The following is a 20,869-nucleotide window of genomic DNA, read 5'->3' as shown; positions in this document are numbered from 1 at the left end:
GATTTATTCGACTACATCGAACGGTTTCATAACCCACGAATGCGTCGTAGAGTCGCCCGGCAAGACCTGAAGTTTTCAGCCCTTTTCAAACCGTCCGTGGAAATGGGGTAGAACCCGTAAAAACTAACCAGACCACCGGGTCTGTGCTGCATCGCGCTAGGCCTATGCATATCGGGGCCTAACGTGATGCTTTGTATATCTAGGATGGCTCTTGCAGCCAAAACATCGGGCTTGTTCTGGTTCGAATATGACCACGTTTTGCTTTAACTAACGATCACTATCGCCTGTCGAGTGTATTGCAGCGCTGCGCGTCTCATCAGTGCTTCTATGTATCCATGACCGACAATCAACTATTTCGCCAAGAAGCGCTTGATGCCCAGCAGGCGTCGGCATCGCCCATATAGCATGGGTCGCCGTACGCGAGGACATGGATGCCGGCCCACTGGTGGAGATGCTGCCGGACTGGGAACCCAACGCGGCATCGTTCACGCCATCTTCCTCCCCCACCGCGGCCTACTGCCCTCAGTACGCACACTGAATGAGTTTCTGGCGGAAGAGTTTGCACAGAGTGATAGGGTGTGAGTCATTTCAACAGCCCGCGGGTACTGTCAAGAGCATGCTTATAATCTTTGAACCCCGGTTCGTCGACTTTGACTGGCAAAGTAGCGGGCGCGGCGAACGGCCGCTATTGCTGATGTTGCCGCTTCATGCGCATACAAGACTTTGAACAGATTCTAAGAGCCGACTCGCTGCGCTGGCAGATACTGCAGCATGTGCGAGCGCTGCAGCTGCCCGATTGCTGGGTGGCAGCGGGGTTCGTCCGCAGTGCCGTCTGGAATCACCTGCATGGTCACGTTGCATGCTCGCTACCGCCCGATATCGATGTGATCTGGTTCGATCCCGACAGTGCTTTGCCTGAACGAGATACCGAGCTCGAAGCCCAACTACTGCAGGTCGATAACCGCTTCAACTGGTCGGTGAAGAACCAGGCGCGCATTCACCTGCGCAACGGCGATCGACCCTATGCATCCGCAACGGATGCGATGACTTGCTGGCCCGAAACCGCAACGGCAGTCGCCGTAAGGTTGGCGGTGAATGACGAACTGGAGATTGCCGCGCCCTTTGGTTTGGATGATCTATTCAACCTCGTCTTGCGACCAACCGAAAGATTTCGGGAAGAAAAGCGACACTTGTTTGTCGAGCGGCTGCAAAACAAACAGTGGCTGACGAAATGGCCTGGCCTCACCGTGCTCGACTAGGCCCGTAGAGTGGATCACGCTTCACCGATCCGCCACGGCGGACGTCAAGAGCCACACTCGCCCCAAGGGCTATGCTGCGAGCCGCAGTAGCGTAGGATCCTGCGCTCCCTAGTTTCGCGCGCATGGCGTGCTCCCACAAAAGCAGGAGTAGATCCATTTCGACCCGGTCCTCGAACGCGCATCACTTAATTGCGTGCCGAACAGACGCAAGTGCGTGGCTGATCGAGGTAACCATCTCAGCCTCTACATCGCCCTCACCAGCATCCTTCCCGAATACCGCGCAGGTCGCAGTGCCGGCGTCGGAGGTGCAACGGTAGGCCGCAATTACACTACCCGGCCCACAGCCGGTGTGGCCGCTGAGGGTCAGGCCTCCTGCCACATCGCCCTGCATCAAGCCCAGGGCATAACCCGCTACGACCCACGGCCGGCCTGCAAGGGGGCCTCCCAATACGCGGCGTGTCTGCATTTCAACCAGCAGAGGCTCGGGTAACAGACCTGTACCCAATAGCCGGTCCAGCAGCAACGCGGCATCGGACACGCGGCCGACCAACAGCCCGTGATAAACCCAACCAGGGTGATAAACGGCAGCGCTGCCCATATCGACGTCGTGCAAATCTGCTGGCGCTCTCGCCAAGCGGACTCCTGACACGCCAAGGGGCTGTATGACCCGCTGCTCAATAGCATTTTCCAGAGGCTCGCCAGTGACGGCCTCGATCAGCTGGCGGATGTACAGGTAGCCGACATTGGAATAGCCCCAGCCGACGCCTGGCTGATAGCGCAGCCGCGTCGCTTCGAGGCGCTCGAGCATTTCATCCGCAGACCAAGGCTCATCGCCACGGGCAACGGCGGCATGGTAGTCAGCCAGCTCGCCATAATCGGCCAATCCCGCCTCATGCCTGAGCAGTTGCCGCAAGGTGAAGGCACCAGCAGGCAACACCTCGTGCAACCTCAGCAGCCCGTCACGCACCAAGGTCAGCGCCGTGGCGGCGAGCAAGGTCTTGCCAAAGCTCCACCATGGCACGATCTGCTCCGACGGGGCCGTAGTGAGAAGTTGGCCATTGATGACCAGTGAATTGGAAAATGCTGACATCACCTGTCTCCGTGGGTTGGCGAAGCGTCCTGAGCAAAAAGCGGCGCAAGGTGCAGCAGTGAGTTTTATTGGTCTGAAAACTGGCAGGAAGAAGGTAGAGCAGCCTTCACTGTTTTATTGTGGGAACGGGCCATGCCCGTGATTTTTCGCGGGCATGGCCCGCTCCCACAAATACCCCACCGATGACCGCTTCCGGCACTTTTCCGTCAGATCGATTGAAGCAAACACACTCAGCCGGTCCTGAACAGTGCATGTCCACGACCGACCAACGCCTGAATCACCCCTCCACCTGGCTCCACTGCTTGCTCAGGCGCTTGTCCGACACGGCCATTCTGGTGCCCAGCTGCTGGGCCCAGAGGGAGACTCGGTATTCCTCGAGCATCCAGCGGTACAGGGTCAGGTTGGGGTCGCGCTTGCCTTCCTGCAGGTGCTTGCCCAGGCGCGCCTGGTATTGCTCCCAATAGCCGGCCAGCTCGCCGCTCCACACCCGGTCGCGTTGCAGTTGCGCGGCGATCTTGTCGAAGCGTTGTTCGATGGCCTTGAGGTAGCGCGGCAGTTCCTTGAGCCATTCGGCCGGGGTTTCGCGTACGAAGCCGGGATACACGAGGTTGCCCAGCTGCGCCTTGATGTCGTTGAGCGCCACGGCCTGGGCCAGGTCGATCTTGCCCTTGAAGCGCTTCTGCAGGCCGTGCCACAGCTTGAGGATTTCCAGGGTCAGGCGCGCCAGCTTCTCGGCGTGTTCGGTCCAGGCGCCGCGCTTCTTCTCGGCCAGGGCGGCCAGTGCAGCACCGTCGCGCGGCAGCGGCTGCTCGCCATCGAGGATGCAGCTGTCCAGGCTGGCCAGCAGGATGTCCTCGACCAGCGCCTCGACGCGGCCCAGTTCGCGGTGCAGCAGGCCCAGCTCGGTCAGCCCCGGCAGCTTGCCACGCAGGAACTTGGCGGGCTCGCCGAGCTGTTGCAGCAGCAGGCGCTGCAAGGCGCGACGATGCTGGAACTCGGCCTCGGCCTGGGTCGGGAAGCGCCCTTCCTTGACCACGCCAGCGTCCTCGACCAGCGCCGGGAACACGGTCATGGACAGCCCGGCTACCTTCTGCTGAGTCTTCTCGGCGACCTGGTCAAAGCCCTTGGCCTCCACCGGATTCTGCACCTTGTCGGCCTGCGGAATGGCCAATGCAGCCTGGCTGGCCTCGGCGAAGCGGGCGGTTAGCTCGGCCAGGTCACGGCCTTCACCCAGCGGCTTGCCGTGGGTGTCGACCACTTCGATGTTCATCTTCAGGTGGTCTTCGAGCTGGCGGATGGCTTCGATCCACGCCTCGGCGTCGATCCGCGCACCGGTCATGCGCTGCAGCTCGCGGGCCAGGCTTTCCGGCAGGCTGCCCTGGCCGAAGGTGAGCTTGCTCAGGGCGGCGCCGACGAAGTCCGGCACCGGCACGAAGTTCTTGCGAATGGCCTTGGGCAGGCCGCGCACCAGGTCGATGGCCTTGGCTTCGATCAGCCCCGGCACCAACCACTGCAGACGCTCTGCTGGTAATTGCGGCAACAGCGGCGCCGGCACGCGCAGGGTCACACCGTCGCGCGGGTGATTGGGCTCGAAGTGATAGGTGAGCGGCAATTGCAGCTCGCCGATATGCAGGGTGTCCGGATACTGCGCAGCGGTGACTTCCAGCGCCTCGCGAGCCAGCACGTCCTCCTCGCGCATCATCAGCAGCTGCGGGTCCTTGGCGCTCTCGCGCTTGTACCAGCTCTCGAACGTGGCGGCCTGGTAGATATCCGCTGGAATGCGCGCTTCGTAGTAGGCGAACAGGGTTTCCTCGTCGGCGAGAATATCGCGGCGGCGCGCCTTGGCTTCCAACTCGTCGAGTTTTTCCAGCAATTGGCGGTTGGCGTTCAGGCACTTCGCGCAGCTGTTGATTTCGCCGCGCACCAACCCTTCCCGAATGAACAGCTCACGCGAAGCCTGCGGATTGATAGGTCCGTAATGCACCGGGCGGCGCCCCACCACGATCAGACCGTACAGGGTGACCTGCTCGTAGGCTACCACCTGGCCACGCTTCTTTTCCCAGTGCGGCTCGAAGTGGTTCTTCTTGATCAGGTGGCCGGCCAGCGGCTCGATCCAGTCCGGCTCGATCTTCGCCACCTGGCGGGCGAACAGCTTGGTGGTCTCGACCAGTTCGGCGGCCATGATCCAGTTGGGTTTCTTGCGGCCGATCACCGATGATGGATGCACCCAGAAGCGCCGCTGCCGCGCCCCCTGGTAATCGCCCTCCTCGGCTTTCTGGCCGATCTGGCTGAGCAGGCCGCTGAGGATCGCTTTGTGCACCGCGGCATAGCTCTTGGCACGCTGCGCCGCCTCGCTGGCCTCAGCCTGCTCGCGCAGGATCACGTTGACCTTGGTATCGGTGGTCGCCTGCACCGGCTTCGTCACGGGCTTGCCGTCCTCGGCGGTTTGCGCCGCGGCCCTGGCGGGCGCCAGTTGCAGATCCTTGGCGAGCAGCACCAGTTGGCGGTGAGCATCGCGCCATTCGCGCAAGCGCATGTAGTTGAGAAAGTTCTTCTTGCACCAGGTGCGCAGCGGATTGCTGCCCAGTTCCTGGCGTTTTTCCTCGAAGCCACGCCACAGATTGATCAGCGCGGCGAAGTCCGAATCGACGTCCTTCCACTGCGCGTGGGCCTGGTCGGCGGCCTGCTGGCGGTCCATCGGCCGCTCGCGCGGATCCTGCACGGACAGCGCACTGGCGACGATCAGCAGCTCCTGCAGGCTGCCGAGCTTGGCTGCTTCGAGCACCATGCGGCCGAGGCGCGGGTCGATGGGCAGGCGTGCGAGCTGGCGGCCCAGGGGCGTCAACTGGCTCTCGCGGTTGACCGCCGAGAGTTCCTGCAAGAGGTTGAAACCATCGCTGATGGCCTTGCCATCCGGCGGTTCGATAAAGGGGAAATCTTCGATGCTGCCCAGGCGCAGATGGAGCATCTGCAGGATCACCGCCGCCAGGTTGGTACGCAGGATTTCCGGATCGGTGAAGGTCGGCCGGCCAAGGAAATCCTCCTCGCTGTACAGCCGCACGCAGATGCCCGGCTCGACCCGTCCGCAACGGCCTTTGCGCTGGTTGGCGCTGGCCTGGGAAATCGCCTCGATGGGCAGGCGCTGCACCTTGGCGCGGTAGCTGTAGCGGCTGATGCGCGCGGTGCCGCTGTCGATCACGTAGCGAATGCCCGGCACCGTCAGTGAGGTTTCCGCCACGTTGGTGGCCAACACGATCTTGCGCCCGGCCATGGGCGCGAAAATCTTCTGCTGCTCGGCCGGCGTGAGCCGCGCATACAGCGGCAGCACTTCGGTGAAGCGCAGATTGGCCTTGCGCAGCACCTCGGCAGCATCACGAATCTCGCGCTCACCGGGCAGGAAGATCAGCACGTCGCCAGGGCGCTGGCCGACGCTTTTCTCATGGGCGGCGATCTCGTCCAGCGCCGCGAGAATGCCCTGGTCGACGGTCAGGTCATCGAGCAGGCGTTCGCCCTCTTCGTCCACCTCGGCAGCCAGCGGGCGATACCAGGTTTCCACCGGGTAGGTGCGCCCGGAAACTTCGACAATGGGCGCATCCGGCAGCCCGTCGCCGCCGAAGTGCTTGGCGAAGCGCTCCAGGTCGATGGTCGCCGAGGTGATGATCACCTTGAGGTCAGGGCGGCGCGGCAGCAGGGTTTTCAGGTAGCCGAGCAGGAAGTCGATGTTGAGGCTACGTTCGTGGGCCTCGTCGACGATGATGGTGTCGTACTTTTCCAGGTAGCGGTCGTGCTGGGTTTCGGCGAGCAGGATGCCGTCGGTCATGAGCTTGATCAGCGAACTGTCCTTGCTCTGATCCTCGAAACGCACCTGGTAGCCGACCAGCTCACCGAGCGGTGTGCCGATCTCCTCGGCCACCCGCGTAGCCACGCTGCGCGCCGCCAAACGCCGTGGTTGGGTATGACCGATCAGCCCGTGCTGGCCGCGGCCGATCTCCAGGCAGATCTTCGGCAGCTGCGTGGTCTTGCCCGAGCCGGTTTCGCCAGCGATCACCAGCACCTGATGCTTTTCCAGCGCCGCCTTGATCTCGTCGCGCTTGGCGGCGATCGGCAAGGCGTCGTCATAACGCATCACCGGCACGCTCAAGCGCCGCGCCTCGACCTTGGCGCACGACGCCTGAAAACGCTCCAGCCACTGCGCCTGCTTGGCCTCGTCGGGCTTTTTCTGCAGCTCGTGCAACTGCCGGCGCAGACGATGGCGGTCGGCGATCAGGGCATGGTCGAGGTTCTTGTGCAGGGCGGCGATATCGAAGGGGGCGTCGGTCATCAGGCTCGGGGCGGTTCGCGGGAAAGCGCCGATTGTCGCAGATTACGGGGTGAGGCGTGCAGGGTGGGCTGTCGATGGAGGGCGAGCGAGGGCTTCTTATTGGAGGCGGTCAGCCTGCCGAGCCAATAAATCTGTCCCATCTTCTAGTCGCTAGCAACTTCGCCCCAAGCCGACTAACTCATTATCCCAGAGCAGTGAGCGCTCCCTCCCCGCCATGCCAAATCTCGCTTCTCCCAAACTAGACTTCAGCCGGCAGCAACCCTGTCTCGCTAAAAGCGCACCGTTCATGGGTTGGTACCCGTTTTGCCCTTTTGGCCGCCATGGCCCACGGTGACATGCATCACCTTCCTGGCCTGCCATCGGGCCAGGGAGGTGTATTTGCAGTGAGCGTTCGGAGCAGGTTGTCTGCCCCTTCCTACAGGCTCTAGAAGGCGTATCGCGTACTGAACATCACATTGCGCGGTTCACCGTAGTAGCCGGTGAAAAAGGTCGGGTCCAGGGAGCTGAAGTATTTCTTGTCGAACACGTTGTTCAGATTGGCAGAGGCGCTCAGATTCTTGGTGATATCGTAACGGGCCATCAGATTGAACACCGCATACTGCTCCTGGGTAGCCTTGCCCTCGCTGGTGGTCAGGCTCACCCCGCTCTGCCAGTTCATCCCTCCGCCGATGGTCCATTGCTGTAGCTCACCGGGTAGCCGATAGGTGGTCCAGAGCTTGACCAGATTGGCCGGCGCTTCGGTTCTGATTCGCTCGCGCTCGGCGTCCTTGGTGACGCTGTGGCTGTAGCTCGCACTGACGTTCCAGTCGGTCAGTACCTCGCAATGGATCTCCATGTCGATACCGCGTGTTTTAGCACCTGCCACCGCACGATAGGCCGACTCACGCACCGTGCCCACAACGGTCTCACCGGTGGCTACGCCGAGGTTGTCCTGCTGGATCTCGTAAAGCGCTACGGCGGTGTTGACCCGGCCATCCATGAACTCGCTTTTCAGGCCAATTTCGTAGTTGTCACCTTCGCGAGGCTCGAGGGTTTTGCCGCCTTGGTCGCGAATGGACTGTGGTCTGTAGATCTTGGTGTAGCTGGCGTAGACAGAATGAATCTCGTTGAGGTCGTAAACGACTCCGGCATAGGGCGTGACAAAGCCGCTTTCACGCGTCTCGGCGGAGTTGGACGAACGGGTGTAAGGCGGGTTGTAGATGGCCTTTTTCTTGTAGCTGTAGTCGCCGACGCGAGCACCGACAATCAGTGACAGGTCATCCGTGGGCTTGAAGCGCGCCACCAGATAGGCTGCGTTCTGACGGATAGTCGTATCGTCGTTCATCAGCTTGCCTACCGAGATAGGACGATCGGTATCGTTGTTCCAGTCATGGATGTTGGCCGGCCGCATTTCCAGATCATCATCGTCCGGATCGCTGTAGTCGCGAAATTCCGACCCGCTCACGCCGACTACCAACTCATGTTCGCGCCCCAATAGCTGGAACGGCCCCTGAGCCATGGCATCGATACCGAGCTGACGCTGGGAGCCGTAGCCGTCGCCTCCATACAGATAGGCGCCCTCTCCGGTCTCGCGATCCGGCGTGCCGCCGCTGAGCGATGCCAGGGAATACTCCCGGGTGCTGTACATGTTGTTGACGGCCACCTTCAATGACCAGTCGTTGGCCAGGCCCTGCTCGAGCGTCGCGAAGGTATTGAGCGTGTTCTGCTGGCGGTAGCTCCAGCGGGCGCCGGCGTTGGTCGAGCGCGAGAAGTCGGTTTGCCCTCCGTCGCTGTAGAACAGCGGGAAGCTGGCGAATGACACGCCACGCGGGTCGTTCTTCTGGTAGTCGAAACCCACGGTGAGCAGTGTGCTGTCAGTAAGGTCTGCCTCGAGAATGCCGTAGTAGGTCTGTTTTTCCTGCTGATAGTGGTCGATGAAGCTGTTGCCCTGCTGATAGGCCACGACCGTGCGCCCGCGCAAGCGCGCATCGTCGGTCAACGGGCCTGACACATCCACCTGGGTGCGGTATGTCTCCCACGAACCAGCACCGGCGCTGACCGAGCCCTGGAAATCCGAGGTGGGCCGTTTGCGGATCAGGTTGACGCTGCCAGAGGGATCGCCCGCGCCGGTCATGAGCCCTGTGGCGCCCCTGACGATCTCGACCCGATCGTAGATCGAGGTGTCGATCATGCTCTGCGGGCTCGCGCTGGTCTGCACGACCAGGGTGGTGGGAATGCCGTCGAGCTGGTAACTGTCGATGGAGTAACCACGCGAATAAATGTTCACCCGCTCACTGTCGATGTTCTGCACCGAGAGGCCTGGGGCCTGCTTGAGCACATCACTCAGCGTGCTCAGCTGCTGATCGTCGATGCGCTGGCGAGTCATCACGCTTACCGTTTGTGGCGTCTCGCGTAGCGATAGCGCCAGCTTGGTCGCGCTGTTGGTGGAAGCGGTGGTGTAGGAGCCGGTTCCTTCCGTCATAGTACCCAGGCCAGCCGCATTGATAGTGGTGGCGCCAAGCTCCATGGTCCCGGCGTTTTCCACCTTGGCCAATACGAAGCGATTTTCGCCAGCCTGCACCACGCGCAAGCCGCTGCCCTGGAGTACCCGTGCGAAGCCCTGCTCCAGCTCGTAGCTGCCTTGCAGCCCTGGCGAGCGCAACTCAGCGGTATCTTCCGAGCTGAAGGTGATCATCACCCCACTCGCCGCGGCAAATTCGCTGAGCGCTGCCGCCAGGCTGCCGGCAGGAATGTCGTAGTTGAGAGGCGTTGCCCACGCCGGCGAAGCCGCGAGTATCGAGCCGGCCAGGCACAGCGCAAGAGAAGTCGGCCGGGCACTGCTGGTGAAAAAGGTGGTGCGTACTTGCATGGAGATGTTCCTGTCAGCGTTGGCAATGTGTGCGTCTGATGCGCACATGCAGGTAGAGCCGAAACAGGAATGAAAATCTGTTACCCCTCTGTGCAAAAAAATCTCTGATTACACCGCCCGAGCTTCCACCCTTACCCAGTAGCGAGTGAGGCGGCGAACCTGGACGGGAAGCGAGTCCTCCAGATTGGCTAGAGCACCTTCAGTGTCATCGAGGAGGAAGGTTCCCGAAAGCCGTAACCCCGCAATATCCGGCGAACAGCCGAGGAACCCGTGGCGATAGCGGGACAGCTCGACCAGTAGATCGTCCAACCGCCAGTCCACGGCCACCAGCATCCCGCGCGTCCACGCTGAACCCTGCGCGTTGGCCAGCCTCAATGGGCCGACGCTGGCAGCAGAAAAGCTCACGGCCTGCCCCGCTTCAGCACGGATGCTCTGGCCAGAGGCCAATCGCGGCCGTACTGCTACGGCGTGGGCTTCGACGGATACCTGGGTAAGCCTGTCGTTCTGCCGCACCGTAAAGCGGGTACCCAGCGCCTCGATTTCGCCCTCGGCGGTCTGCACGCTCAATCGGCGAGCATCCTTTGCGGTCTCCACGAGGATGGCGCCTTGGCGAAGGACGATCAGTCGCTTGTACGAATCGAATTGCACATCCACCCGGGTGTCAGTATCGAGTACCAACGAGCTGCCGTCAGGCAACGTGGTTCTTTTACGCTGTCCGACACTTGTGCTGTAGTCCGCGCTCAATGGTGAAGCCCGGTAGCTTCCCCACCCTGTAACGCCGACGCCAAGTAGCACGGCAAGCGTTTTCAACGCAGCGCGCCTTTGCTGCCGCGCCGTCTCGAGGGTGGCAGCGGCATAGCCATCTGGTGCCAAACTCAAGCGTTGGCGCAACGCTTCAACGCGATCCCAGGCTTTGGCGTGTAGCGGGTCAGATTGAAGCCAGGCCTGCCACTCGGCACGAGTGACCTCCGTGGCCGCGCTGTCATGCAGGCGTACATACCATTCAACTGCCTGGGCGAGTGCCTGTTTCATTCTTCATCCATCAACAGGCAATGCATCAGGCCTTTCGCCAGGTGCTTGCGCACTGTGGTGACCGACACGTCAAAACGCTCGGCAGCTTTTTCGTAAGTCAGCCCATCCAGCTGCACAGCAAGGAAAATTTGCCGGGTGCGCTGGCCGAGGCCATCGAGCATGCGATCGATGGCCAGAAGACTTTCCAGGATTACTGCACGGGTTTCCGCAGACGGCGCGTGCACCTCTGGCCTGGACATCAACACATCGAGGTAGGCCTGCTCCACGCTACGCCGGCGATAGAGGTCAATGACCAGACCACGAGCGATGGTTGTCAGGTAGCGCCGTGGTTGCTGCAGAGAGCTGGCAGTACGCGCAACCATGACCCGGATGAACGTATCCTGGGCAAGGTCGGCGGCGTCCGCCGAATTGCTCAGGCGCTTGCGTAACCAGCCGCGTAGCCAGCCGCTGTGGTCACGGTACAGGGCGTGCAGATGATCATGGTGAGCGACTTCCGTGTCCGATCTGGACATTGACCTTTACCCGAGCAGGAATGCGAATAGGAATAAATCGCGATTTTATGGCGCCTGGGTCTTATTGGGAAGTGAGTCCGGGAGCCTCGCCCTTGATGGATCAGCCACCGCCTTTAACTGCTGGCAGTTGGAACGAGGTTTGCCATGGATGCAGGCCCATTGCGTTCAGCCAGGCTGAACGCAAGTACGCGCGACACTGTTGGCCATGCTGAAAAGCGCTAGCATGATTGCGGTTTGGCCTCCCCGGGATGGAGGCTCGCGGGCTGATAAGCGGAAGGCCTGGGTGGCAATCAGGCTTTTGTGCGGCAACGACTTGCCGCTCCTATGCAGCGGTATCTGATGGTTTTGCTCATCGTACGCTGCAGGAGATCGGCATGGCCGTGGATCTGAGTTTCCGGCTCAGACGCCGCGCGGAGCAAAGCCAGGGCCACTAGCGGCTGGACTTCACATAGCCGTGGCGGATTTCCTTGGACGGCGAGTTGCCGAAATAGGCCGTGTAGCACTTGCTGAAATGGCTCGGCGAGACGAAACCGCAGGCGACGCTGACATCCACGATCGGCAGATCGGAATGCTGCAGCAGCCGGCGGCCCTCGGTGATGCGCAGCTCCGGCATGATCATCGCCCTCGAACCGGTGTACGCCATCGCCGGCGCGTGGCTGCTGTTCGCCGATGAACCATCGCTGCGCATGCTCGGCGGCGCTGCGTTGATCGTGTTCGCGACGGTCGTTTCAGCGCGCGGCAAGAGCGTCGAATCCAGCGCGCACTGACGGAGAAATAAGCTGGTAGGCAGAAAATGCCTACCAGTTCTGAAATGAGCCGCGCATCTGAGTCTCTACAGGCAGTCGCCCGCAAGCTGGCCATTTCCTCGGAGACCGTGAAGGTGCACCGCAAACACCTGTACAGCAAGCTGGGGATCAAGTCGCAGTCAGAGCTGTTCGCCCTGTTCCTGCAGGCGCAGCGCGGCTAGCCAAAGCGACCTGCAACAAGGCGATCAGCGCGGGTATAGCGAGCAGCTCAACTGGCTGCTATCCGGCACCACCACCATCAGGCAGGCGGGTAGTCTGCCGCGCAGGCGTGTGGGCATTTCGACGGCGAAGGCGATGCGCCAATGGCTGCCCTCACGAATGGAGTCGAGCCGGTAACTGCCGACATCCTCTTCCGAGAGGCCCAGGTAATCGGCGAGTTGGCGATTGGTAGGTTTGGCGCTCATAGATAACCCTTTCCATGGATTTCGACAGGCACACAAGAAGGCAAGGTCGCCACTGTCCCGTGGCGTTAATGCAGAGTGGTTCATGTTTTAGCGATATGCAAAATAAAACCGGAACCATTTGCGATGGCCCGTCTCGGATCTAGATCGCGTTCACACTTTTCTGTGCCTGCAGCCACTTTCACGGAAGACACAACAATGAATCTGAACGAAGACTGCCCCCTGAACCTTGGCGCCGACATTCTCAAATGCCTGCCCGTCGGCATGGCCCCGCGCCTGGAAGCTCTGGTGGCGGCACAGAACTCCACCGTCACCGACGAGATCATCCGCGCCATCGAAGCGCACCTGTGCAGGCAATCCAAGGCCAACATCCTGGCCATCGCCCGCGAAGCCAACGTGCTACTGCAACGCGAAGCCTAGTCGGCAACGCTTCGGTCGCCTGTCTCGACGCGCTGCACCACCACTTCCTGCTGGGTGTACATGTCCGTCAGCACCACCTCGCCTTCGCTGAAATCCGGAGTGATCATCACCGAGCGGATCAGCCTCACCTCCTGCCCTTCGCGTTTCTGAATGTTTTCGAACGCCACCACGATCGACTTGTTGCGCCAGTGCCCGACATCGAAGCCACCGGCAGCGATGAACTGTCCGATATCGCGCTGATCGTTGAAGGCCGACGCCGGCAAGACCAGCGGCCGATCCTTGAGGAACACCTCGAAGTACTAATGGCTGCTCGCCGGAAAGTTACGCACGATGACGTGCTCGATGCGCCAGTGGTACACCGAGTTCTCGTAAACCACCTTGCGCTCCACTGGCTTGCCGGTGCAGGCAGCGAGCAGCGTCAGGAACAAGGCGCCCAGGCACAGGCGCGGTTTACCCAGCATGAAGGAAGGTTCCTCGGAAGGCACGGCGCTGCCCTGAACGAACGGCTGGCGCCATTCGCTCTGGCAGCGGTTCGCCAGTTTTCGCTAACGCGAGAAGGCTGAGCGCATGGTGGCTGCGCTATCAGGCATCGCTTTCAGCGCTTGCAGCCGGCTCTTTCAGCTTCTGCTGAGCGCGGCGCATCTGGCTGCGCTGCCGCCTGGCCTGCTGCTTGGCATGCAGCGCCTGGGCGGCGGTCACCGTACCAACCGGCTGGCCGTTCAAATCCAGACGCGAAGCATCTTCGACCATGCTGGCCCAGTAGCGACCGCCCCGGCACCAGGATGCCAGGCCAAGCTTGAGCTGCTCCTGAGTGATGCCCAGCTTCTCCAGATGCTGCTCGGCATCCTTGAGAATGCCTTCCTTGAGCGGCACCTTCGGCGCTGGGTTGACCGGGAAGGCCAGTGGGAAATGCTTCTGCAACCGCCAGATCGCCTCAAGAGCAGGATCCTGTTCCTGAGGCTTGCGTGGCGCGGCAGGCTGGCGCTTGCGCTGCTTGGTACTCTCGGTCTTCACCTGCTCTTTTTCAGCTCGCAGGCGGTCGCGTAGATCAGCTAGTTGCTCAAAACCCATCGTTCAGTTCACAGCTTGGTGGTTGATTAAAGGCGCAAGCTTATCCCATGCAGCCCTTCAGGGCAGCCCACAGTGGCATTTACTGTTGGCTTCGCCGTTGGGCACCTGCCAAAGCGAGCGCTCGAAGGGTTCGCGCAACGTCCCAAGAACCTCGTTTTCAGTCCTCATCAACCCACTCATGGCCCCTCTCGGCAATGAATTCCGCTAAGGTCGCCCGCTCGATCAGGTTTCGGAAGCCCCTTCATGAAGTCGCTGTTTCGTTTAGAGGATTTGGAATTCAGCCAGGCGCAGCTACGCCTAGTGGTGGTTTTCGTCGTATCGCTGTATGCCGTGCTCATGTACCCACTGGGGCTGCTCGATGCCGAGTTGCTCAGAGCCGTTCTGGTTACCGGCACGCTGTTCACGCTGCTGTCGCTGCTGCTGCTCGCCCATCTCTGGTTCCTGCCGCAGCCCATGGTGTGGCGACGGGTTGCCGCCATGTTGCTGGACAACCTGGGCGCTTGCGCGGTGATGATTCTCGGCCAGGAAACCTTGCTGCCGACATTCTGCGTACTGTTGAGCATGACGGTCGGCAATGGCGTGCGCTTCGGCCGGCCCTATCTGATACTGGCCACCACCTTCGGCCTTGGGTCCCTCACGCTCATCGCGTTCTTCGTGCCCTTCCTGCAGGAGCACCCGGCGGTTCTGGTGATGATGGTGCTGAGCATGCTGGTGCTGCCCACTTTCAGCTATTTTCTGCTGGGGCGTTTGCAGGAGGCCATGGCGGCCGCCAAGCGCGCCGATCAGGACAAGTCGCGCTTTCTGGCGCAGGCCAGCCATGACCTGCGCCAGCCCATCCACGCCATCGGCTTGTTCACCACGTGCCTGCGCGGCACCCCGCTCAATGCCGAGCAGCATCAGCTGATCGACAGCGTCGACCGCTCCCTGCTCAGCGTCGAGCAGCTTTTCCGCTCGCTGCTCGATATCTACACGCTCGACCAGCAGCAGGTGATGCCGCGCAAACAGACCCTGGACCTGCATCGCTTGCTGGTCGACCTGAAAAAGCAGAATACCGAGGCCGCGCGCTGGGCCGGGGTGGACATCCGTCTACGCGGTGCCGCCACACTGACCTACAGCGACCCCGCGCTGCTCGGTACTCTGCTGCAGAACCTGATATCCAACGCCATCAAATACGCACCGGGTAAACCGCTGCTTATCGCCTGTCGTCGGCGTGGCTCGACCCTCACCGTACAACTGCATGATCGCGGCCCGGGCATTGCCGCGGAGCACTTGCCGCACCTGTTCGAAGAGTTCTATCGCGTACGCCAGGAACGTGACCGCGATGTGGAAGGCATCGGGCTGGGGTTGAGCATCGTCCGGCGCATCGCCACCCTCCTCGACCTGCAGATCAGCGTCGCGTCGAGAGTCGGCCACGGCACCTCGATCACCCTGGCAGGCCTGCCGGCAGTCGCGCCCCAACGGGCCGCCCGGGCGCTGCCGCCAGCCGAGCCTGTCGCCGACCTGCAAGGCATTCATGTGCTGCTCATCGAGGATGACCGCAGCGTACTGGAGGCGATGGCCAAGTTGCTGCGCGCCTGGGGCTGCCAGGTGACCGCCATCGACGGCCCACCCAATGCCGCGCTGCCCTGCGATGTGGTGGTGACGGATTTCGATCTGGGCCGCGAAGCCACCGGCATCGAATGCCTGGCGCAGCTGGAAAGGTGGCATGGCCGCACATTACCGGCCGTGATTCTCACCGGTCACGACCCGCAGCGAATCCGATCAGCGCTACCGGACCCACGCCTGCCGCTGCTCTCCAAACCTGTGCGCTCAGTCGAGCTACAACGGGTCATCGCCGAATTGGCCGGGCGCCAGGTCAGCGCCCCCCTTCCCTGACCTGGGCAGCGCGATTCGCAGCGTCAAGCCCATGCCGCGCGCCCAACGCCGCGGCAGCCGAACGTGAACTCAACTTGAGAACGCCGAGCAGCGCCGACACATGAATGCGTACGGTAAAGGGCGAGATACGCAAGATCTGCGCGATCTCCTTGTTGCTCAGACCGTCAGTGATGAGCTGCAGCACCTCGAATTGCCGCGCTGTCAGCGATGAAAAACAGTCGGCGGCAGCAGGCGGCTCGTACGCAGCAAAGCTGCCCTGGGATGCACAGCGCACCACAGGCTCGCCATTCAACGCAGCCGTCAGTGCGTCGGCGACTTCGCTCGGCGGAAGCGACTTGCCGATAAAGGCGCTGGCCCCCTGGCTCATCACGCGCTCGACCACCAGCGGGTCTTCGCACATCGACACCACTACCAGCAACGAGGCCGGAAATTCCAGGCGCCAGTCGGCAATGGATGCCCACGCGTTATCGCTCGAATACATCAAATCCAGCAGGATGCCCGCCGGAGCCTGCGCTCGCGCCAGTTGCAAAGCCTCATCCAGCGTCGCCGCTTCCTTGATCATGGCCTGAGGTCGAGCCTGGGCGAGCAACCGCACCAGCCCATCACGAAAAAGCGGGTGATCGTCGGCGACGATGAAAAGATCCTGAGGCATCTGCGGTGAACATCCGGGCGTCTGTGGTCGACACCATACTCCAATCGTCGTGGGCATCGCAGCCCGGGCGTGACAGACCTGGCTGCGAAAGGCCAAGCCAGCGGTGAACCCACCTGGCTTCACTGGACTAATCAGACGCCGCTGCGCCGCTCATCACTCTAGGGTCTGTTCCCGTTTCACGCACGGCCGCGCCGGCGCCCGTTTTTGTGCGAGGCAAGGCACGAGATGCGAAGTTTGGCGGGCCAAATGAGCCATCGTGTAACGCCGCATCGCGCAAAAACTGGCCCGGCCCTTCGGGTCGGGCCGCCTAGGTTGCGCGGGAAATGGCCTCCGCTGTCGTTGCAGGACTTGGCAAGGGATAGCCATTCCCTGCGTCCTGCGCCTAACCGGAGGCCATTTCTCGCGGCAACGCGGCTCGCGCTGAAGCGGCAACAGACCCTAGCTGGGCAAAAGGCCGATGGCCCTCGCATTACCCTGGCTGAGCACAGCCAGCATGGAAACCAATATTAGACATATATTGTTACATTAAGCATATGCTACATGATAACGTTACTATTAATCTCTGCGCCCCTCTTTCTGGCGCCACTTTTGATGAACCAACCTCCCTACCGCCTTTTGGCCTTTACCGCTCTGGCATCCCTGACAACAGAGGCCTGGGCTGAAACCGCAACCCGCACCCTGCCCGCTACCCAGGTTTCCGGTTCCGTTGAAGAGCGCGCCAGCTACAAGGCAGAAACACTGACGGTAGGCACCAAGAGCGCCCTGGCACCGATCAATATTCCGCAGTCGGTCAGCGTCATCACCCGCACGCGCATGGATGACCAGAACCTCACCACCATCGGCGACGTGCTCAACGAAGTGACCGGGGTATCCGTGGCGCCCTGGGACTCCATCACCCAGCAGTACTATTCCCGCGGCTACAGCCTGGACATGGCCTACGATGGCGTACCGGTGTATGGCGGCAGCTCGGGAATCCAGGAATACGACATGGCCATCTACGAGCGCGTGGAAGTGTTACGCGGGCCGGCCGCGTTGTTCATGGGCTCCGGCAGCGGTGGCGGGCTGGTCAACATGGTGCGCAAACGCGGGTTGTACGAGCCCGGGGTGTCGCTGACCAGCTCGGTCGGCTCCTGGAACAATCGCCGCATCATGGTCGACGCCGGCGCACCGCTGGATGCCCAGGGCCGCCTGCGCAGCCGCGTGGTCGCGGCCTGGCAGGAACAGGATTATTTCTGGGATGTGAGCCACAAGGACAAGTGGCTCGGCTATGCCACGCTTGATTACCAGCTCACCCCGGACACCGTGGTGTCGCTGACCGGCAGCCACCAGGAAGACCATATGGACTCGCCGAGCATGGGCCTGCCGGCCTACACCGACGGCCGCTTTCTCGATGTGCCGCGCTCGACGCACGTGTACCCAGAGTGGGCACGCTTCGCCTACGAAACCACGGAAATTGCCCTGGATCTCGAGCACGCCTTCGCCAACGGCTGGCAGCTCAAGAGCAAGCTGATCAACCGCACCCAGGATAAATTCTGGAAGGATGCCTTTCCTGCACCAGGGGCAGGCGCAGGCGTCGACCCCGACAGCGGCATGATCGCCCGCTACAACCGCCGTAAGAACGATGGCGACACCGAGCGCAATGCCTTCGATTTGTACCTCACCGGCCCCTTCTCCGCGCTGGGCCGAAACCACCACGCCACCTTGGGCTACAACCAGGATCGCCAGGCGAACCAGTCGCGCAGCGCCAACGCGGCGCCCTTCTTCGGGGTGCCGATAAACGATCCGGACGTCGTTCCGGAGCCCGACTTCGTGTTTACCAACGGCTCCGAAAACGAGACCACACAGCACGGCATCTACGGGCAGGTGCGCCTGTCCCTGGCAGACCCACTGACGGTGGTGCTCGGCGGGCGCAGCAGCGACTTCGAATACCGCAGCCGCAGCGTCGCGCCCTCCACCCCCAGCGCCTGGAACGCCTCGCGCAAGGAAACCGGCGAGTTCACGCCCTACGGCGCGGTGATCTACGCCTTCACCGACAACCTCAACGGCTATCTCAGCTACTCGGACCTCTTCATCCCCCAGGCACAGCAGACGGTCGGCGGCACCAGCCTGGAACCGCGAATCGGCGCGCAATGGGAGACCGGTCTGAAGGCCTCGTTTCTCGACGGCGCGGTGGACGCCTCCGTTGCGCTGTTCCGTACCAACGACACGAACCGCGCCATGAGCGACCTGAACAACCCAGGCTTCTTCGTTTCGGCTGGCGAGGTGCAGGTGGAAGGCTGGGAAATGGAAATCAGCGGCAAGCCCAGCGACAACCTCAACCTCGCCATCGGCTACAGCTACCTGACCAGCCAGTACCTCGAGGACCGCTTCTCACCCGGCGAGAAGTTCTCGCTCTACGAGCCACGCCACTCCCTGAAAACCTACGCCAAATACCGCCTGCTGGATGGCGGCCTCAAGGGCCTGTTCGTCGGGGGCGGCCTGCATATCAGCAGCGGCACCGATGGCAGCAGCGATACCCCGCTACGCAGCCAGGGCGGTTATGCCCTGGCCAGTGCCCAGGTCGGTTATGAATTCAGTAGCAAGACCTCGCTGGCCCTGATGGGCAATAACCTCTTCGACCGCCATTACTACGCACGCGTCGGCAACCTCAATACCTACAACATCTATGGCGAACCGCGAGGCTTCGCGCTGGTGATGCGTACGGCGTTGTAGGGAGTGCGAAGGATCAGAGGGGGTGGCCTGGTGCGGGTGCGCCGGGGCCAGCGCACCTTTGGCGTTGCCTAGCAAGGGAGACCAGTGACTGGCTGCTTCCGGCCAGAGGCAGCCTTTGTTTGATTGCAGCGAAAAGGCTCGCGGCTGAAGTCACTTTTACACGAAGCGAATTTAGCCAAGAAGCATAAGCTAGCGCGCCCGCTGAGCGCTCAGTCGTGCTCTACAAGTCTGCCTTCACTGTCAGCGTAAAATTACGCGGCTCGCCATAGTAGTTACCGAAGCCCTCTCTGCCGATGCTCTGGTAGTAGCGGCGGTCAAACGGGTTCTACCCCATCTACCTCACCGATGGTATGGTCGTAGTCATGGGGAGACTCGCCCGTTGGTAGTGGCAGTGGCGCCAAGTAGCTAACCCGTCCGCCAGGAAAACCCTGGCTATCCCCGGCCTTATGCGGTTTACCCAGGCCGGGTGGGCTGGCGGTTTGGGTCTCAGCGGTTTGTGGCATCTTGTGCGTCCAGTAATAGCAAAGGGTCGATCTGCAGCCTGGTGCCGCCGGGCAAGGTGCTGGAAAGCGGTTTCCTGTATGTCGGCAGCCCAGTGAAACAGGCACGCCCGTTAACCGACAAGGAGCGCAACTTCTTCAGCTACACCGCCGGCAACTATGTGAGGCTCAAGGATCAGCATGCCAACGAGAACGGGGATCACTCAGGTTGCTAACGCTCACGCCCGCCGTCGCCGAGGCCTTTCATATTGTTATGACGCTTTGATCCTGAAAATAACAATTCCCGGAACATTGGCGACATAGTCCAAGAACGGCGAGTCCACCACTTGCTCATTGGCTTTTGACGAGGACGCATGGCGTAGAACGGGGCCTTCATCTGTCATGATGAAGAAGCCTGTGTGGGTCACGTCCAAGCCTGGAAGCCTGGTGTAAATCCCAATCAGGTCGCCCGTTTGCAGGCGACTCACCACCGTCGCGTCAATCAATTCAGAGGGAATATAGGGAATGGTGCGCTTGACCACTGGCAGGCCGGGAAGATATGACTCGCCGTTGGCCTTCTCATTTAGGTGTTTTTCAACGCTCAGCGCATCGGGGCTGATATGGGCAGTAATGTCATCCGCGAGGTTGTGCGTTTCTCCGTAAGCCCAATCACTGAAGAAATGCTTACGCTTCGGAAAGCTCACATCGCCATCGACATAGCGCGTCTGAATTACACTTTGCATGAATTGTGCTGGTGAAGCGGATACTCGCAAGGCCTCTACGTAGTCCAAATACGTAAAGCAGTCCAAACCTCTGAAGTCGATCACCAATCGTTCCGGTGTGTTTTCTGCGCCGTGCAGCATGCCCGCCTGATACGGCGTACCCAGAAACCAGCCGGAGATACGCTCGATAACCTGCCCGATGGAAAGGTGATCAAAACCTGGGCGCTGTTCGAGAATGCCCGCGACTTTCTGTGACGTGTAAGGATCTAGGCTCATGTTGGCGGGACGCTGTATCCCGGGCTGAGCATCAAACGCCGTACGTGCAACGGCACCACTCGAAAATCCGGAACCGGCCAGTAAGGCCGAGGCCAGAGCAGAAAAGAAAGTTCTTCGCATCTCATTCACCCTGTGTGATGGCGACGATGTCGCTTAGGCGCATGCTAGACCCCGATGGTTTACCGCCACATTCTATACACCGGTAAGGGCAGGTAAACCCTGTAGAACTCAGGGTTTTTATAGCGGGGGATGCTCAATGAGTGGTCCTTTCGAAAGGGTTCTACCCCGTTAGCACGGACACTTTCAAGTAAGCTCACACCGAGCTGAAGGAGTGTTCATGAAGCGCAAGAAATACAGTCCTGAATTCAAGCGGGAAGCCATAGAGTTGGTTCG

The 20,869-nt window shown here is 61.2% G+C and carries 15 protein-coding genes and 5 pseudogenes; 8 read left to right on the top strand and 12 right to left on the bottom strand.

Translation table 11 applies throughout. The features are described 5' to 3' along the window. Positions 1–379 precede the first annotated feature (379 nt). A pseudogene (locus BVH03_RS26885) lies at positions 380–582 on the top strand (LysR family transcriptional regulator); the annotation flags it as partial. Positions 583–707: 125 nt separating this feature from the next. Beyond that, a complete protein-coding gene (locus tag BVH03_RS13885; RefSeq protein ID WP_075961718.1) occupies positions 708–1,259 on the top strand; it encodes a nucleotidyltransferase family protein in 552 nt (183 codons plus the stop codon). 181 nt (positions 1,260–1,440) lie between these two features. On the opposite strand, the gene BVH03_RS13880 is transcribed toward BVH03_RS13885, so the two are convergent. The 6 genes and pseudogenes from BVH03_RS13880 to BVH03_RS13855 form a co-directional block, all read right to left on the bottom strand. Beyond that, positions 1,441–2,349: a serine hydrolase gene (locus BVH03_RS13880; protein ID WP_075961717.1), complete on the bottom strand. Its 909-nt coding sequence runs from the start codon at positions 2,347–2,349 to the stop codon at positions 1,441–1,443. A gap of 277 nt (positions 2,350–2,626) precedes the next feature. Beyond that, a complete protein-coding gene (hrpA, locus tag BVH03_RS13875) occupies positions 2,627–6,670 on the bottom strand; it encodes an ATP-dependent RNA helicase HrpA (RefSeq protein ID WP_075961716.1) in 4,044 nt (1,347 codons plus the stop codon). Between the two features lie 424 nt (positions 6,671–7,094). Beyond that, positions 7,095–9,518 (bottom strand): TonB-dependent receptor, encoded by a 2,424-nt coding sequence (locus BVH03_RS13870; protein ID WP_075961715.1) that lies wholly within the window; start codon positions 9,516–9,518, stop codon positions 7,095–7,097. Between the two features lie 108 nt (positions 9,519–9,626). Then, positions 9,627–10,550 carry a FecR domain-containing protein gene (locus BVH03_RS13865; RefSeq protein ID WP_075961714.1) on the bottom strand — a complete coding sequence of 308 codons (924 nt, stop codon included), beginning with the start codon at positions 10,548–10,550 and terminating at the stop codon, positions 9,627–9,629. Next, positions 10,547–11,062, bottom strand: a complete 516-nt coding sequence (locus tag BVH03_RS13860; RefSeq protein ID WP_075961713.1) for a sigma-70 family RNA polymerase sigma factor — start codon at positions 11,060–11,062, stop codon at positions 10,547–10,549. Before BVH03_RS13860 ends, BVH03_RS13865 begins: the two co-directional genes overlap by 4 nt. 430 nt (positions 11,063–11,492) lie before the next feature. After that, positions 11,493–11,669: pseudogene (locus tag BVH03_RS13855) on the bottom strand (helix-turn-helix domain-containing protein); the annotation flags it as partial. On the opposite strand from BVH03_RS13855, the pseudogene BVH03_RS13850 reads away from it, so the two are divergent. Together BVH03_RS13850 and BVH03_RS13845 are read left to right on the top strand one after the other, a co-directional pair. Beyond that, positions 11,662–11,829 (top strand): annotated as a pseudogene (locus tag BVH03_RS13850) (EamA family transporter); the annotation flags it as partial. The pseudogenes BVH03_RS13855 and BVH03_RS13850 sit on opposite strands and share 8 nt — an antisense overlap. Before the next feature lie 62 nt (positions 11,830–11,891). Beyond that, a pseudogene (locus tag BVH03_RS13845) lies at positions 11,892–12,029 on the top strand (LuxR C-terminal-related transcriptional regulator); the annotation flags it as partial. 24 nt (positions 12,030–12,053) lie between these two features. Here the strand turns inward: BVH03_RS13845 and BVH03_RS13840 are convergent. Then, complete coding sequence (locus BVH03_RS13840) at positions 12,054–12,272, bottom strand: hypothetical protein (RefSeq protein ID WP_075961712.1); 219 nt, start codon at positions 12,270–12,272, stop codon at positions 12,054–12,056. A 195-nt stretch (positions 12,273–12,467) separates the two neighbouring features. Here BVH03_RS13840 and BVH03_RS13835 point away from each other — a divergent pair, with 195 nt between their 5' ends. Continuing rightward, positions 12,468–12,689, top strand: a complete 222-nt coding sequence (locus tag BVH03_RS13835) for a hypothetical protein (protein WP_075961711.1) — start codon at positions 12,468–12,470, stop codon at positions 12,687–12,689. Here BVH03_RS13835 and BVH03_RS26880 read toward each other — a convergent pair. The 3 genes from BVH03_RS26880 to BVH03_RS13825 all read right to left on the bottom strand — a co-directional run bounded on the left by BVH03_RS26880 (position 12,686) and on the right by BVH03_RS13825 (position 13,760). After that, positions 12,686–12,979, bottom strand: coding sequence for a hypothetical protein (locus BVH03_RS26880; protein ID WP_256574700.1), 294 nt, complete (start codon positions 12,977–12,979; stop codon positions 12,686–12,688). The two genes, BVH03_RS13835 and BVH03_RS26880, sit on opposite strands and share 4 nt — an antisense overlap. Before the next feature lie 9 nt (positions 12,980–12,988). Further along, positions 12,989–13,150 (bottom strand): hypothetical protein, encoded by a 162-nt coding sequence (locus BVH03_RS26875; protein ID WP_256574699.1) that lies wholly within the window; start codon positions 13,148–13,150, stop codon positions 12,989–12,991. A 121-nt stretch (positions 13,151–13,271) separates the two neighbouring features. Beyond that, positions 13,272–13,760: a ProQ/FinO family protein gene (locus BVH03_RS13825; RefSeq protein WP_075961710.1), complete on the bottom strand. Its 489-nt coding sequence runs from the start codon at positions 13,758–13,760 to the stop codon at positions 13,272–13,274. A 243-nt stretch (positions 13,761–14,003) separates the two neighbouring features. Here BVH03_RS13825 and BVH03_RS13820 point away from each other — a divergent pair, with 243 nt between their 5' ends. Further along, on the top strand, positions 14,004–15,635 hold the full coding sequence (locus BVH03_RS13820) for a hybrid sensor histidine kinase/response regulator (protein WP_075961709.1): 1,632 nt from the start codon (positions 14,004–14,006) through the stop codon (positions 15,633–15,635). Here BVH03_RS13820 and BVH03_RS13815 read toward each other — a convergent pair. After that, entirely contained in the window at positions 15,616–16,287 is a 672-nt protein-coding gene (locus tag BVH03_RS13815; RefSeq protein ID WP_075961708.1) for a response regulator transcription factor, read from the bottom strand. The two genes, BVH03_RS13820 and BVH03_RS13815, sit on opposite strands and share 20 nt — an antisense overlap. A gap of 591 nt (positions 16,288–16,878) precedes the next feature. On the opposite strand from BVH03_RS13815, the gene BVH03_RS13810 reads away from it, so the two are divergent. Next, positions 16,879–18,999 (top strand): TonB-dependent siderophore receptor, encoded by a 2,121-nt coding sequence (locus BVH03_RS13810; RefSeq protein ID WP_168175616.1) that lies wholly within the window; start codon positions 16,879–16,881, stop codon positions 18,997–18,999. Between the two features lie 538 nt (positions 19,000–19,537). After that, positions 19,538–19,714, top strand: a pseudogene (locus BVH03_RS13805) (gamma carbonic anhydrase family protein); the annotation flags it as partial. A 36-nt stretch (positions 19,715–19,750) separates the two neighbouring features. Here BVH03_RS13805 and BVH03_RS13800 read toward each other — a convergent pair. Beyond that, complete coding sequence (locus BVH03_RS13800; protein ID WP_075961707.1) at positions 19,751–20,596, bottom strand: DUF1460 domain-containing protein; 846 nt, start codon at positions 20,594–20,596, stop codon at positions 19,751–19,753. Between the last annotated feature and the right edge of the window lie 273 nt (positions 20,597–20,869).

This window comes from Pseudomonas sp. PA15(2017) (genome assembly GCF_001945395.1).
Lineage (GTDB): Bacteria > Pseudomonadota > Gammaproteobacteria > Pseudomonadales > Pseudomonadaceae > Aquipseudomonas.
The sequence above is the reverse complement of the archived record's forward strand: the minus strand, read 5'-3'. Positions and strand labels throughout refer to the sequence as shown.

Coding starts and splice junctions, on each gene's coding strand:
- BVH03_RS13885 (WP_075961718.1), top strand. CDS start 708: ATGCGCATACAAGACTTTGAACAGATTCTAAGAGCCGACTCGCTGCGC.
- BVH03_RS13880 (WP_075961717.1), bottom strand. CDS start 2,349: ATGTCAGCATTTTCCAATTCACTGGTCATCAATGGCCAACTTCTCACT.
- hrpA (WP_075961716.1), bottom strand. CDS start 6,670: ATGACCGACGCCCCCTTCGATATCGCCGCCCTGCACAAGAACCTCGAC.
- BVH03_RS13870 (WP_075961715.1), bottom strand. CDS start 9,518: ATGCAAGTACGCACCACCTTTTTCACCAGCAGTGCCCGGCCGACTTCT.
- BVH03_RS13865 (WP_075961714.1), bottom strand. CDS start 10,550: ATGAAACAGGCACTCGCCCAGGCAGTTGAATGGTATGTACGCCTGCAT.
- BVH03_RS13860 (WP_075961713.1), bottom strand. CDS start 11,062: ATGTCCAGATCGGACACGGAAGTCGCTCACCATGATCATCTGCACGCC.
- BVH03_RS13840 (WP_075961712.1), bottom strand. CDS start 12,272: ATGAGCGCCAAACCTACCAATCGCCAACTCGCCGATTACCTGGGCCTC.
- BVH03_RS13835 (WP_075961711.1), top strand. CDS start 12,468: ATGAATCTGAACGAAGACTGCCCCCTGAACCTTGGCGCCGACATTCTC.
- BVH03_RS26875 (WP_256574699.1), bottom strand. CDS start 13,150: ATGCTGGGTAAACCGCGCCTGTGCCTGGGCGCCTTGTTCCTGACGCTG.
- BVH03_RS13825 (WP_075961710.1), bottom strand. CDS start 13,760: ATGGGTTTTGAGCAACTAGCTGATCTACGCGACCGCCTGCGAGCTGAA.
- BVH03_RS13820 (WP_075961709.1), top strand. CDS start 14,004: ATGAAGTCGCTGTTTCGTTTAGAGGATTTGGAATTCAGCCAGGCGCAG.
- BVH03_RS13815 (WP_075961708.1), bottom strand. CDS start 16,287: ATGCCTCAGGATCTTTTCATCGTCGCCGACGATCACCCGCTTTTTCGT.
- BVH03_RS13810 (WP_168175616.1), top strand. CDS start 16,879: ATGAACCAACCTCCCTACCGCCTTTTGGCCTTTACCGCTCTGGCATCC.
- BVH03_RS13800 (WP_075961707.1), bottom strand. CDS start 20,596: ATGCGAAGAACTTTCTTTTCTGCTCTGGCCTCGGCCTTACTGGCCGGT.